This window comes from Chryseobacterium sp. Chry.R1, assembly GCF_039645525.1.
GTDB classification, from domain to species: domain Bacteria; phylum Bacteroidota; class Bacteroidia; order Flavobacteriales; family Weeksellaceae; genus Chryseobacterium; species Chryseobacterium proteolyticum.
This window is the reverse complement of the sequence record NZ_CP151793.1, coordinates 2860712-2874456: the sequence shown is the minus strand read 5'-3', so window position 1 is coordinate 2874456 and position 13745 is coordinate 2860712. Positions and strand designations below refer to the sequence as shown.

Sequence of the window (13745 nt, the reverse complement as noted above, 5' to 3'; positions counted from 1 at the left end):
GTTTTTTAAAAATATTATAATAAATTGAATTAATTCAACTTTTATATATAAAAAAAGCCTCGAAAATCGAGGCTTTCACTTATATTGAATTTCATTATGCTTTCGCAGATCTTTCCAGTCTTTTTCTTTCTTCTTCAGAAAGTACTTTCTTTCTCATTCTGATGAAGTTTGGAGTTACCTCGATTGCTTCATCACCCTGGATATATTCCATACATTCTTCTAATGAGAATAAGATTTTCGGAGCAACACCAGTATCTTTATCTTTTCCAGAAGCTCTCATGTTGTTCAACTGTTTTGCTTCTACGATGTTTACAACTAAATCTCCTGGTTTGTTTTGTTCACCAATGATCATACCTGCATAGATTTCCTCACCCGGATCAACAAAGAACTTACCTCTATCCTGAAGTTTAGCAATAGAATATTCAGTAGCCGGACCTTGAGTTTTGCTGATCAATACACCATTGTTTCTTCCAGGAATAGCACCTTTAAATGGCTTATATTCTGTAAAACGGTGTGCCATAATAGCTTCACCAGCTGTAGCAGTTAACATTTGAGAACGCAATCCTATCAAACCTCTTGAAGGAATCTCAAATTCCATATGTTGCATTTCTCCTTTAGTTTCCATAATGTGAAGATCTCCTTTTCTTTGAGTTGCCAAATCGATAACTCTTGAAGCATACTCTTCAGGAACATCAACAACCAATGATTCATAAGGCTCACATTTTTCACCGTCAATTTCTCTTAAGATAACTTGTGGCTGACCGATTGTCATTTCATAACCTTCTCTTCTCATTGTTTCGATCAAAACTGATAAGTGAAGAATACCTCTACCGAAAACAAGGAATGTATTGGCATCATCAGTCTGTTGAACTCTTAATGCTAAGTTTTTCTCCAATTCTTTCGTTAATCTTTCTTTCAGGTGATTTGAAGTAACATATTTACCGTCTTTTCCGAAGAAAGGTGAATTGTTAATAGAGAACGTCATGTTCAACGTAGGCTCATCAATTGCAGTTCTTGGTAATGGTTCAGGATTTTCCATATCCACAAAAGAATCACCAATCTGGAAAGAGTCGAAACCTACTACAGCACAGATATCTCCAGCTTGTACTTCAGTTACTTTTTTCTTTCCTAAACCTTCAAAAACGTATAATTCTTTTACTTTTCCTTTTACAATTTTACCATCAGCCTGAGCAAGACCAATCCACTGAGATTCTTTAATCTCACCTCTTGTTACTTTTCCGATTGCAATTCTTCCCAGGAAAGAAGAATAATCAAGAGAAGTAATTTGCATTTGAAGATTACCTTCAGATACTTTTGGAGCAGGAACATATTGTAAGATACCATCTAATAATGGTAAAATATCTTCCGTTTGCTCTAGTGAAGTATTGAACCAACCTTGTTTTGAAGATCCATAGAAGGTTGGGAAATCCAATTGCTCTTCAGTAGCTTCCAGGTTGAAGAATAAATCAAATATCTGATCATGTACTTCATCCGGACGACAGTTTGGTTTGTCTACTTTATTGATAACCACTAGTGGTCTTAACCCTAATTCCAATGCTTTTTGCAATACGAATCTTGTTTGTGGCATAGGCCCTTCGAAAGCATCAACTAACAAAATTACACCATCTGCCATTTTAAGAACTCTCTCTACTTCACCACCAAAATCGGCGTGACCAGGAGTATCGATTACGTTAATTTTAACGTCTTTATAAGTAACAGAAATATTTTTAGATAAAATGGTAATCCCTCTTTCTCTTTCAAGATCGTTATTATCCATTATTAATTCTCCACTTTCCTGATTTTCTCTGAAAATGTTTGTAGCATGAATAATCTTGTCAACCAAAGTCGTCTTCCCGTGGTCAACGTGTGCGATAATCGCAATATTTCTAATGTTTTGCATGAATGATTTTTACGGGTGCAAAAATAGTGTTTTTTAATTAATTAATCAGTATGATTATACATTATTTAACAAATTCATAATGAGAAAGTTAAAATAAATCACATGGCAATGGGCTCCCCGGCTCCTTATTCCAAAGTACACATATACCTGACCATCCAGCTGTTAGGCGTTCATTACATCATATCTTCATCTGTATTTTCTAAAAAAATAAACCAATACCATCTGAATAACAAGAACCGCACAAAATCTTAATAAAAAAGATTTTTTCGAAATTTTATGTCTAAAGATAAAAATTCCGAATATTCCTCCTACACTGCCGCCAAACAGGGTCAATGCCAAAAGTATGTTTTCAGAAATCCTTCTTTGATGCATTTTAGCCTTTCGTTTATCGATTCCGAATATAAAAAAGCACACCAGATTAATAGCCAACAAATAATAGATCATATCCTGCAAATGTACGATCATTGTAAAAAATAAGGCATAGTAATTAAAATTTAACCACTATGCCCTATCTTATATTTGATCAGAAATTATAAATTAACCGTGCTTTCCTTCTCTTATTTCCTCAACCATCTTAGCATTAAATGCTGGCAAATCTTTCGGTGTTCTGCTTGTAACAAGACCATTATCCACTACAACTTCTTTATCTTCCCACAAAGCTCCTGCATTTTTTAGATCTTCGCTTATTGAATTCACAGAGGTCATATTTTTTCCGTCTACAACTTTTGCGTTGATCAGGATTTGTGGACCATGGCAAATCGCCGCAACGGGTTTTTTCTGCTGAAAAAAATCTTGTACAAAATGGAGTGCTTTGTCATTTGTTCTTAACTGATCGGGATTGATCACCCCTCCAGGTAATACCAGTGCATCATAATCTGAAGCATTTGCTTCATTAAGATTTTTGTCAACAGTGTATTCTTTACCCCAGTCTTTTTCGGCCCATGCTTTTATGGTTCCGGAATCGGGGCTTACAATATGCGCGGTCCAACCTTGTTGTTCCAAAAATTCTTTTGGTGATTGTAACTCACTTTCTTCAAAACCATGGGTTGCCAGAATTGCAATTTTTTTCGACATAATATTAAAATTTTTGGTGTTATTAATTAAGAAGAAGAAAAAATGATGCCGAGCCCGTGTTATCAATTACTAAAAAAAGTTAAACATAAAAAAAGAGCTGCTTAATAGCAGCTCCCTATTTAATATATCTAACAAATTATTTTTTTGCTTTCACATTAACGCCGATCTCAATGTCTTTACTAATCATCCATTCAGCAGGGTCTGCTTCGGAAGTTCCGAATTTAATTCCCCAATCAGCTCTGTTTACAGTAAATTTAGCATCTATAGAAGCGGAATTAGCTGTTGCTTCTACTTTCGCTGGGAAAGTTACATTCATTGTTTTTCCCAATAGCGTAAGATTACCGCTTATTGTTTTATTTGCACCTGCCACAGCATCTTTAGGAGCTTCTTTAAGGTCCGCTACACTTGTAATTTTAAAATCTGAAACCGGATTCTTCTCTACATTAAAGAAGTCAGGCGTTTTTAAATGCGTTACCAGATCTTCCGGCTTCTTGTCTTTTTCAGTTACTGAAGCAGGATCCACTTTAATAGAAGTCATGTCGATAACAAAATTTCCTGCAGAAACCTGATTTCCTTCAACACTAAGGTCACCTGATTTTACATTAAGAGTTCCCCAACGTGGAGCAAAACCTCCTTTATGGTAAGCTTTCCAGTTAACCACAGAAGCTACTGTATCTACGGCAAGCACTTCTCCTTTGCTTTCAGCAACAGCCTGTTCCTGGCCAGCAGCAGAAGCCTCCGCTGATTTCTCTTTAGTACATGATGCCATAAGCAATCCTACTCCTACTAACGCGATAACACTAATTTTTTTCATATTTTATTTTTTTAAAAAGTTTTTGAACTGATCAGGATTGATTCCTTAATTCTGAAATTCAAAAGTAGAAAAACCTTATTACTTATTCTCTTATCATACATCAAGAAATTAAGTTTCTATTTTCAGATATCCATCATAAAGTCCTAAAACCATACAAATATGTAAGGTGTAAGATATTTCACTCACCATATAAATTGCCTATTTTAGCAGTCTAAAATTTAGAATGAATACAACCAGCTATATACAACAAACGCTTAATATACCTGAAAAAAGCATTACGAATACCTTACAATTATTGTCAGAAGACTGTACTATTCCTTTCATCTCACGATATCGAAAAGATACGACCGGAAATCTGGATGAATTGCAGATTGAACAAATTTCAAAACTCAGCAAGCAGTTTGATGAAATCATTAAAAGAAAGGAATCGATCCTCAAATCCATTGAGGAGCAAAATTCTTTAACGTCTGAACTTCAGCAAAGAATCCAGGATAGTTTCGACATACAGGAACTTGAAGATCTTTATCTTCCGTATAAAAAACGGAAAAAAACGAAAGCCGATGCTGCGAAGGAAAAGGGACTTGAACCTCTGGCTAAAATCATTATGAGCCAGAAATCCCATGATCTGGATTCTGTAGTTTCCCGGTATATTAACGATTTAGTTTCTTCTCCGGAGGAAGCTTTGCAGGGAGCACGGGATATCATGGCTGAATGGATCAATGAAAATATGTATGTCCGCAAAAATCTCCGTCGTTTATTTCAACGCAAAGCAGTTATATCTTCTAAAGTTGTTAAAGCCAAAAAAGAAGAGGAAGGTGCACAAAAATTTTCTCAGTATTTTGAATGGGAAGAAAACCTTGGCAGAACACCCTCCCATCGACTTTTGGCTATGCTACGAGCAGAATCTGAAGGTTTTGTAAAAGTAAATATAGGAATTGATAAAGAAGAGGCAATCGATTTTATTGAAAATGCCATCATTAAATCTAAAAATGAAAGTAGTGAACAAATTGCTCTGGCGATAAAAGACAGCTATAAAAGGTTACTGGAACCCGCCATTTCCAATGAAACACTACAGGAAGCAAAAGAAAAGGCAGATAAAAAAGCGATCGAGATTTTTTCTGAAAATTTAACCCAGCTATTATTAGCTCCTCCTTTAGGAGAAAAAAGAATATTAGCAATAGACCCTGGATACAAAAGCGGGTGTAAAGTGGTATGCCTTGATGAAAAAGGAGACCTTCTGCACAACGAAACCATTTATCCGCATGCACCTCAGAATGAATCGGGAATGGCAATGAAAAAGATACGCTCGATGGTTAACGCCTATAATATTGAAGCTATTTCAATAGGAAACGGAACAGCAAGCCGTGAAACAGAGTTCTTTATTAAAAAAATTGCATTTGACAAACCGTTGCAGGTTTTTGTTGTTTCAGAAGCCGGAGCATCTGTTTATTCTGCAAGTAAGATTGCCAGAGAAGAGTTCCCCAGCTATGATGTGACAGTACGTGGTGCTGTTTCCATTGGCAGAAGGCTTGCAGACCCATTAGCTGAACTCGTTAAAATTGATGCTAAGTCCATTGGTGTTGGACAATATCAGCATGATGTAGACCAGACTCAATTGAAAAACGAACTGGATTCTACGGTTATGAAATGTGTAAACTCCGTAGGGATCAATCTGAACACAGCCAGCAAATCACTTTTAAGCTATGTTTCCGGAATTGGTGAGAAAATGGCAGAAAATATTGTCAATTACCACGCGGAAAACGGAGCTTTTGAAGACAGGAAACAATTGAAAAAAGTTCCCAGATTAGGAGAAAAAGCTTTTCAGCAGGCAGCGGCATTTATAAGAATAAGCACCGGAAAAAATGCATTGGATAATTCAGCGGTGCATCCGGAAGCATACGGTATCGTTGAAAAAATGGCCAAAGACCTGGGAATAAAGCTGAATGAACTTATAGCTAACAAAGAGAAAATTGCATTAATCCAGCCGGAAAAATATATTAGCGAAGAAATTGGTATCCTTGGGATCCGGGACATTTTAAAAGAGCTTGAAAAACCGGGATTGGATCCCAGAAAGGCAACTAAAATTTTTGAATTTGACCCCAATGTGAAAAGTGTAAAAGACCTGAAAATAGGAATGGTCCTTCCTGGAATCGTTAATAATATTACAGCCTTTGGATGTTTTGTTGACCTGGGGATTAAAGAAAGTGGATTAGTCCATATTTCTCAGCTCAAGGACGGTTTTGTTTCAGATGTGAATGAGGTAGTGAAGCTGCATCAGCATGTTCAGGTAAAAGTAACAGAAGTAGACGAGGTAAGAAAGAGAATTCAGCTGAGCATGATCTTATAAAGGATTTAATTTGAAAATCTCGGAAATTAAAGAAAGAAAAGTCATTCACCGGCCGACTCGTTATTTTGACGAGTCCGGCCAAAGAATTTATCATGCATACGAGTATCATTTACCTTATAATCCAGGTTATAAAGGAAACGAGACCGAAAGACTTTTTGCCAAGTGGATAGATATGCTTCCTTTTGGTTTAATTTTCTACTTTCTCCTTCATAAAGTAATTGTTATCAGCATTCTGCTTTCCATACCCTGTGTTATCATTGCAGGAACCATAACGGAATGGTCTTGGGGAACAACTTTAGGCAAGAAAATATTTAAAATTAAAGTCCTGGATGATTACGGAAACTATCCCGGATTTTTAAAATCATTCCAAAGAAATCTTTTATGCCTTGCTAACTTTTCCCCTGTCTTCTCCGAACACACGACCAGAACAATTGCCATGGGAAGGCGAACCGGAACGCGGGTGAATTTCAGCATGCATATGAACAACACGATCTGTAAGACCTATATTGTAAAAGAAAACAAAATTCCGGAAATCAGGGATCTCCTGAAATATCAGGGTGATCAGAACCTTTTATTGTAAAGCTTTTTTTAAATAAAAAACCGCCCTAGTGTTGTGGCGGTTTCATTTATTGTTTATTTATAATCCTTTGAATCTCTTCTCGGCTGTTTTGCTTCAGGCCATTTTACAACCTCCCCTTTTTCATCTTGCGGCATTACCCTTCTCTCTCTGCTGGTAAACTCAAGATCTTCAGATGCCATATAAGCTAAGGTAGCTGTTAAAATCACATTATTTTTAAGTTCATCAAAAACGATTTTATCATATGTATCTTTCGTTGTATGCCAGGTATATCCAAAATATCCCCAGTTCAATGAACTTAATGAGAATCCCGGTACACCCGCTGCCACAAACGATGCATGATCAGATCCACCTCCTCCCGGCATTCCCGGAAAATCGGTTTTAATATTATCACGTACATTTTTAGGAACTGCATTCAGCCATTTCCCGATATAATCATATGATTTCAGAAATCCCTGTCCTCCGATATTTACTACTCGGCCAGTTCCATTATCCTGGTTGAAAACAGCCTGAGTTCCTTTCATAATTTCCGGATTATCAGCAACAAATCCTCTCGATCCGTTCAATCCCTGCTCCTCGCTTCCCCAAAGTCCGATTACAATCGTCCTTTTATTATTAGGGTAGTATTTTTTAAGAATCCTAATGGTCTCAAGCATGGTAAGTGTGCCGGTTCCATTATCCGTAGCACCCTGCGCTCCGTCCCATGAATCCAGGTGTGCAGAAAGAATAACATATTCATTGGGTTTTTCCTTTCCTTTGATCATTCCTATCGTGTTGAAGCTTTTAGCTTCAGGAAGTATTTTTGACTGGGCCTCAAGCTTTATTTTGGGTTTAGCTCCCTTTTCTGCCATTCTATACAACATGCCGTAATCTTCCACATCAATATCAATCATGGGAATTTTAGATGTTTTCGCTCCGAATATTCTGTTTGCTCCCATAATTCCTGTCCAGTTGGAAATGGCAATCCCTGCTGCTCCCGCTTTTTCCAGAGCTTCCGGAAGTGTATTATTGTCATATCCTATATTCTTTACATAATCACGGAAATCTTTGGAAGCTTGTTCTTTTTCCGCCTTTAGCTTTTCATATAATTCCGGAGTAGCGAATTCTTTGATCTGATCATCAGAACGTCCGATTTTCTGATACTGCGCAATCAATACCATTTTACCTTTTACAGAAGGCAACCACTGATCAAATTCGGCCTTGGAAGATACCTTTGGAAGTACTACAACCTCAGCTTCAATTGCCTTCTTAGTTGCAGGGCTCCATGCAAGTTGTGTGGCAGATAATGATTTCACACGGGGATATACCATATCTACATGGGTAATTCCTCTCTGCCACCCTTTCCAGGTTCCAAATTGCTGGAGGTTTGCATCTACTCCCCATGAGCGAAGTGTTTTAGCTGTCCATTCATTGGCGGCAAGCATTTCCGGAGTTCCTACCAAACGGGGTCCGATACCATCAAGCAGCTCATAGGCCATATTTTCGAGTTGAGAATTATTATTGGCTTCATTCACAAAACTTTCCACAATAGGATTAAGCTTTTCCTGAGATTTTGCGGGAGCCTGTGCCCAAGAAAACTGCGTTGCCAGAACAACTGCCGGCATTGCAAAAAACGTATTTATCTTCATAGCATTATTGATTGGAATAAAGATATAGATTTCAGCGAAAATTGAAAAGAAAAGCAGAACTAAATAAAGGAAGAAAAGCCTTTATAGGAAAATAATTAAGAAATTAAATGGATAACAATTAAAAAAACAGCTTAAAACAACAGTTTTAAATTTTCTCCAAAATTTGTTACTTTTCATTAATAAAAGCCTGCTCCTCAGCAGAAAGTATAATAGCATCTTCTTTCTCCTCTTTTACCGGAACATTTTCCCAGATGTTTTTACTGAAGTCTACTCTGTACGAAAGTCCCTCCTTATTTGACTTTTCAAAAGTATTGTAAATAATTTCTCTGCTGAATTTTCTTTCATGCTTCTTTCCCTGGTAAAAAGCAGAGTATTTTTCACCTTTAAGTCTTACCAAGGCGGGCAGATACATTCCGTCTCTTTTATAAAAATCAAAAGTAAGTGAAGCATCCCCTAATTGGTAATCATACTCTATTCCTCCTGCCATTTTTCTTCTGATTGGCGGATAATTTGTCTGTAGATAATTGACTTCAAAATAAGTAATCACTTTATCAGTCTTGTTATACTTAAGATCTCCTATGAGCTCAATACCCGTACCGGATTTAACCTTAAAAGTCATCAGCTGCTCATCCCCTTCTTCAGAGATTATTTTCCCTGAATATTTTGAGTTAATACTGTTAATATGATTAAGTGTACGGTTCAGTTCGAAGCTAAGAAAGTAATTTCCCATATACTCATGAGAAAATTCATTACTCCCCGGCGAAAAAATACTGTCTGACTTTAAATTTTTCAGGTATTTTACATTATTCAGCTGCATCTGGAGAATCTTGTCATAATTTTTACGAATTCCGTCATTATAATTGTAATGGTTACTTTTGCTCCATAATTTAGCTTCCGTAATAACTAAAAAGCAAAGTTCATCATTATCTGATCTTTTTTCTTTGAATACCACATTATACAAGGAAGGCTCATTATAATATCTTTTTTCATAATTCTTTCTTATATCATTAAAAAGTTTTTTTATATCTATACTTACCATTTTTACCTCTTCAATATTTTTGAATGAAGGTTTCAATTTGATAAAAGAATTAAAACCGGATACTTTTCTTTTCTGATATCCGAAAGCTGATACTTCAAAGTTTCCTGCGTTCTGCCCAAGTGGAGTATAGCCGTCTTCATTGGTGTAAACAACCTGATTATTAAGAACAATCCTCGCATGAAATATGGCTTTCCCGTTTTCTGAATCTATGACTTTTACTTTTTGCGCGGAAAAAAGACCAAAAAAAAGAATCAAATATAAATAAGAATGCTTCATATGACGGGTGATTAATGTAAAACAACTAACTACACAAATATACCCACAAAGGGAAATAAGACAATACCTTGATGAAATTTAGTACTATTTAGCTTCTATTTTCAAAATTCGCTAAAACAAAGAGATTGAATATCTGAAAGCAGGATCCATAGAAAAATCCCGGCACAAAAAAGCCAGCTTAAAAAGCTGGCTTTTAGGAAATTTATTTTTTTGATTCCTCAACAGAAACTTTTCTGAAATCTTTGAACAATTTGCTAAGTTCTAAAGCTGATTTACGAGCTCTTGTTCCAGCTGCTTTGTTTCCTTTTTCAGCTTGTTGGTTTGCTTCAGTTGCGAATGCTTCAAATTCCGCGTTGATTTTTTCAATTAGTTCTTTCATTTATTTTAAAATTTAGGGTGCAAATATAGGTTTTATGGTGATTCCAGCCTAACTGTGATGAAAAAAGTTTACAAAAATTTGAAAAAAATAATCCTTTATAATGTCCAATATAAATTCAAATTTTAGAAGGCGGGTGAAATTTTTAATTTAAAGCTAAATTTTTTCCAATATCCTTTTTAACTTAAGGGTTTATAACATAAAAAATTCAAAGACCATACATCATTAATACGGTATAAAATTGCAAAGCATTTTTCAATAGGAAAAGAAACGGAATCTCAATTTTATAATAAGAGTACACAGTTCTTTTTATCTGTTTTTATGTACCTTCGTTTTTTATAAATTATCTGCCTGTCCCAACCATGGAGCTGCCAAAAGAATATATATTACGGAATACCCATATCAGCACGCTTTCAGTTTATGAACTTTTAAAGCATACTTCAACGGCAAAATTTATGGAAGAAAAAAACTTCCATGATATTGAACCTGTTGCCCTGGAGATTAATTCGGGGGTTTTTACGAAATCTGTTTCGACAATAGGTTTTCCTAATATTTCCGTAAGCCAGGTAGGTTCTTCAATTGTAACGGCATGCTCTTGTGATCAATACGGAGAAAAACTTTGTGAGCATCAGGCAGAGATTATTTATTGTATTCTTGAACAGAAAAATTACAGAATATTCTACGATGCCAATCTAAGACAAAGGACATTGGTTTCACATGCTAAAAGTTTCGGGTTGGAAAATGAACCTGACCTTGACACTTATTTCCAGTTGGAATTACAGAACGGAAAACTCAACATTCAATCCAGGATAAAGGAACTTCTCCTGATAGGTGAACCAGGCTTTAAACAAAATCTGCTTCCTACGAGGCAATCGGTTTTAAAGGAACTTGCTATACAAGAAACTGAGAGAAAAAGAATATTGGTTATTGGCAAGCACCGGTATTATAATCATCTCAATTTTTCATTAATGGAAGCTGATACTACCCAAAGCGGTAAGATCAAAAATCCGTTGACCCCTATTCATCCTATGCAACTCGTCTGGAAAGCGGATCAACCTGCTGAGATCAAATTCTATACGGCAATCGCTTCTTTTCAGAATAAATTTAACGAAGAAGCGGACGCAACGGAAATGGAAGCCCTGAAGTTAATTATCCGGAACCCACAGGGACTTGATACTTATTACCACGATCATACTATTTCAGAAGCCATTTCTTCCAAATCCCTGATTCCCGTAAAGCTCAATCTGCTGAAAGCCGAAATTCTGCTTACAGTGTTTAAAAAAGAACCTTTTTATGAGATTACGGGAGAATTACTATTTAATGATATTTCCCTTTCTTTTAAAAATGTAATAATCCGCCATGATTGTTTCATCTATCATCAGAATACATTGAATCTCATTGACAATCCTGATCTTCTTAGGGTGATCAGATTTTTTAAGTCCAATAATGAGATTCTGCTGATTCATGCATCAAAGTATGAACACTTTTTACATACTGTTTTATCTCCTTTAGAGACTCATGTCCAAATCAATTACAGCTACATTCGTACTGCCAGTCCGGTACAGCTTCAGGAAAAGGATTTCCAAATGGAAAAGATCATTTATCTTCACCAGGAAGGCAACTATATCTCCATCACACCCGTAATGAAATACGGATCTGTAGAGGTGGCAGTATACTCCCGGAAGCAATTATATGATAGGGATCAGAATGGGAATCTGTTTAAAATTGAACGCAATTACGAAGCTGAAGCAGCACTTACATCCATTGTCATGATACAGCATGAGGATTTTCAGGACCAACTGGAGGGACATGAATATTTCTACTTGTACAAAGATAAATTTCTGGATGCCGATTGGTTTTTAAGAACTTTTGAAGCATGGAGAAATGAAGGGATAACCATCCTTGGATTTAATGAACTCAAAAATAACAAACTGAACCCTCACTCTGCGAAAATCAACATCCAGGTGACAAGTGGTATCGACTGGTTCAATGCTAAACTAAGTGTGCGTTTCGGAGGTAAAGAAGCTTCTTTGAAACAGGTACACCGGGCCCTTCGTAATAAAACAAAGTTTATACAACTGGATGATGGCACCCAGGGAATTTTACCTGATGAATGGATAAAGAAGATCGACAGGTATTTTCAGATTGGTGATATGGAAGGAGAGTTGCTTAAAATTCCAAAAGTTAGCTTTTCGGAGGTTTCGGATTGGTTTGAGAAAGAGGTTTTATCAAAAGAGGTACAGACTGAAATTCATTCTTACTCCAAGCAATTCTCTGTGCTGAAAAAAGCACCTGAAATTCCCGTTCCTGCAGGATTGAGAACTACCCTACGAGATTATCAGAAAGAAGGCCTCAATTGGCTGGGGTTACTCGACCATTATAATTTCGGCGGCTGTCTTGCCGATGATATGGGATTAGGAAAAACTATACAGATCCTCGCATTTATTCTATATAGAAAAGAGAAATATCATTCCGGAACCCACCTGATCATCGTTCCTACTTCCCTGTTGTTCAACTGGCAGGAAGAGATTGAAAAATTTGCTCCTTCTCTTAAGGTATTGATGCATTATGGTCCGGACAGGGAAAAATCAACAAACCTTTTTCAGGATTATGATATCATATTGACAAGTTATGGAATGCTCCTTTCGGACATCCGTTTTCTTAAAACATTTCATTTTGATTATATTTTCCTTGATGAATCACAAACAATTAAAAATCCCAATTCAGAAAAATATAAAGCTGCACGTCTCTTACAAGCCAGAAACAGGATTGTTATTACAGGAACTCCCGTTGAGAACAACACCTTTGATCTGTATGGCCAGCTTTCATTCGCCTCACCCGGATTATTGGGGAGCAAACAATATTTTAAAGATACGTATGCCATTCCCATCGATAAGTTTGAATACAGCAAACGTACTATTGAACTTCAACAAAAAATAAATCCTTTTATTTTAAGAAGAACAAAAAAGCAGGTTGCCAAAGAGCTTCCCGAAAAAACAGAAATGGTAATCTACTGTGAAATGGATGCAGAGCAACGTAAAATCTATGACCTTTATGAGCGTGAATTACGCGATTTCATATCCGCTTCCACAGATGATGAAACACTAAAAAACAGCATGCATGTTTTGACAGGTCTTACTAAACTCCGTCAGATATGCAATTCTCCTGTATTACTGAAAGAAGGCTACTCAGGCGATCACGCTGTAAAGATCCAATTATTAACGGAACAGATTGAAAATAAATCAAAAGAGCACAAAATCCTTGTATTTTCACAATTTGTAGGAATGCTGGACCTCATCAAAAAAGAACTTGAAAATAAAGATATTCCCTTCGAGTATCTTACAGGACAGACCAGGGACAGAGGTACCAAAGTTCATAGATTTCAGACCGATGACAATGTGAGGGTATTCCTCATCAGCTTGAAAGCTGGTGGTGTAGGACTCAACCTTACAGAAGCTGATTATGTATATCTGGTAGACCCATGGTGGAATCCGGCTGCCGAAAACCAGGCCATTGACAGGAGTTACAGAATAGGGCAGACAAAACATGTAGTAGCCGTCCGTATGGTTTGTACCCATACGATTGAAGAAAAAATACTGAACCTGCAGAAAAAGAAAAGTAAACTGGCCCAAGGACTGATAAAAACAGAAGAATCGAAATTACAAGGCTTCAGTAAAGCAGATTTGCTGGAAATTTTAGAATAGTCTGACGGCA

General features: G+C 36.5%; 10 protein-coding genes. 3 read left to right on the top strand and 7 right to left on the bottom strand.

Translation table 11 applies throughout. The features are described from left to right. Positions 1–94: 94 nt before the first annotated feature. From typA to AAEU33_RS12945, 4 genes are all read right to left on the bottom strand, one after another. A complete protein-coding gene (gene typA / locus AAEU33_RS12960; RefSeq protein ID WP_345987940.1) occupies positions 95–1900 on the bottom strand; it encodes a translational GTPase TypA in 1806 nt (601 codons plus the stop codon). A 186-nt stretch (positions 1901–2086) separates the two neighbouring features. Further along, positions 2087–2344 carry a DUF1294 domain-containing protein gene (locus tag AAEU33_RS12955; protein ID WP_345992777.1) on the bottom strand — a complete coding sequence of 86 codons (258 nt, stop codon included), beginning with the start codon at positions 2342–2344 and terminating at the stop codon, positions 2087–2089. A 93-nt stretch (positions 2345–2437) separates the two neighbouring features. Further along, complete coding sequence (locus AAEU33_RS12950; RefSeq protein ID WP_172278727.1) at positions 2438–2974, bottom strand: type 1 glutamine amidotransferase domain-containing protein; 537 nt, start codon at positions 2972–2974, stop codon at positions 2438–2440. Positions 2975–3110: 136 nt separating this feature from the next. Further along, entirely contained in the window at positions 3111–3788 is a 678-nt protein-coding gene (locus AAEU33_RS12945) for a YceI family protein (RefSeq protein ID WP_172278729.1), read from the bottom strand. A gap of 223 nt (positions 3789–4011) precedes the next feature. Here AAEU33_RS12945 and AAEU33_RS12940 point away from each other — a divergent pair, with 223 nt between their 5' ends. Both AAEU33_RS12940 and AAEU33_RS12935 read left to right on the top strand, forming a co-directional pair. Further along, positions 4012–6135: a Tex family protein gene (locus AAEU33_RS12940; protein ID WP_345987938.1), complete on the top strand. Its 2124-nt coding sequence runs from the start codon at positions 4012–4014 to the stop codon at positions 6133–6135. 10 nt (positions 6136–6145) lie between these two features. Further along, positions 6146–6715 carry an RDD family protein gene (locus AAEU33_RS12935; RefSeq protein WP_345987937.1) on the top strand — a complete coding sequence of 190 codons (570 nt, stop codon included), beginning with the start codon at positions 6146–6148 and terminating at the stop codon, positions 6713–6715. 53 nt (positions 6716–6768) lie between these two features. Here the strand turns inward: AAEU33_RS12935 and AAEU33_RS12930 are convergent, their stop codons facing one another. The 3 genes from AAEU33_RS12930 to AAEU33_RS12920 form a co-directional block, all read right to left on the bottom strand. Then, positions 6769–8340 carry a M20/M25/M40 family metallo-hydrolase gene (locus AAEU33_RS12930; RefSeq protein ID WP_345987936.1) on the bottom strand — a complete coding sequence of 524 codons (1572 nt, stop codon included), beginning with the start codon at positions 8338–8340 and terminating at the stop codon, positions 6769–6771. A 166-nt stretch (positions 8341–8506) separates the two neighbouring features. Continuing rightward, positions 8507–9655: a hypothetical protein gene (locus AAEU33_RS12925; protein ID WP_345987934.1), complete on the bottom strand. Its 1149-nt coding sequence runs from the start codon at positions 9653–9655 to the stop codon at positions 8507–8509. Positions 9656–9857: 202 nt separating this feature from the next. Beyond that, the gene (locus AAEU33_RS12920) at positions 9858–10034 is read right to left on the bottom strand and encodes a histone H1 (protein ID WP_089026768.1); all 177 of its coding nucleotides are present in this window, start codon (positions 10032–10034) and stop codon (positions 9858–9860) included. Positions 10035–10393: 359 nt separating this feature from the next. Between AAEU33_RS12920 and AAEU33_RS12915 the strand changes: the two genes are divergently transcribed. Continuing rightward, positions 10394–13735 carry an SNF2-related protein gene (locus tag AAEU33_RS12915; protein WP_345987933.1) on the top strand — a complete coding sequence of 1114 codons (3342 nt, stop codon included), beginning with the start codon at positions 10394–10396 and terminating at the stop codon, positions 13733–13735. Positions 13736–13745 lie beyond the last annotated feature (10 nt).

Coding starts and splice junctions, on each gene's coding strand:
- typA (WP_345987940.1), bottom strand. CDS start 1,900: ATGCAAAACATTAGAAATATTGCGATTATCGCACACGTTGACCACGGG.
- AAEU33_RS12955 (WP_345992777.1), bottom strand. CDS start 2,344: ATGATCTATTATTTGTTGGCTATTAATCTGGTGTGCTTTTTTATATTC.
- AAEU33_RS12950 (WP_172278727.1), bottom strand. CDS start 2,974: ATGTCGAAAAAAATTGCAATTCTGGCAACCCATGGTTTTGAAGAAAGT.
- AAEU33_RS12945 (WP_172278729.1), bottom strand. CDS start 3,788: ATGAAAAAAATTAGTGTTATCGCGTTAGTAGGAGTAGGATTGCTTATG.
- AAEU33_RS12940 (WP_345987938.1), top strand. CDS start 4,012: ATGAATACAACCAGCTATATACAACAAACGCTTAATATACCTGAAAAA.
- AAEU33_RS12930 (WP_345987936.1), bottom strand. CDS start 8,340: ATGAAGATAAATACGTTTTTTGCAATGCCGGCAGTTGTTCTGGCAACG.
- AAEU33_RS12925 (WP_345987934.1), bottom strand. CDS start 9,655: ATGAAGCATTCTTATTTATATTTGATTCTTTTTTTTGGTCTTTTTTCC.
- AAEU33_RS12920 (WP_089026768.1), bottom strand. CDS start 10,034: ATGAAAGAACTAATTGAAAAAATCAACGCGGAATTTGAAGCATTCGCA.
- AAEU33_RS12915 (WP_345987933.1), top strand. CDS start 10,394: ATGGAGCTGCCAAAAGAATATATATTACGGAATACCCATATCAGCACG.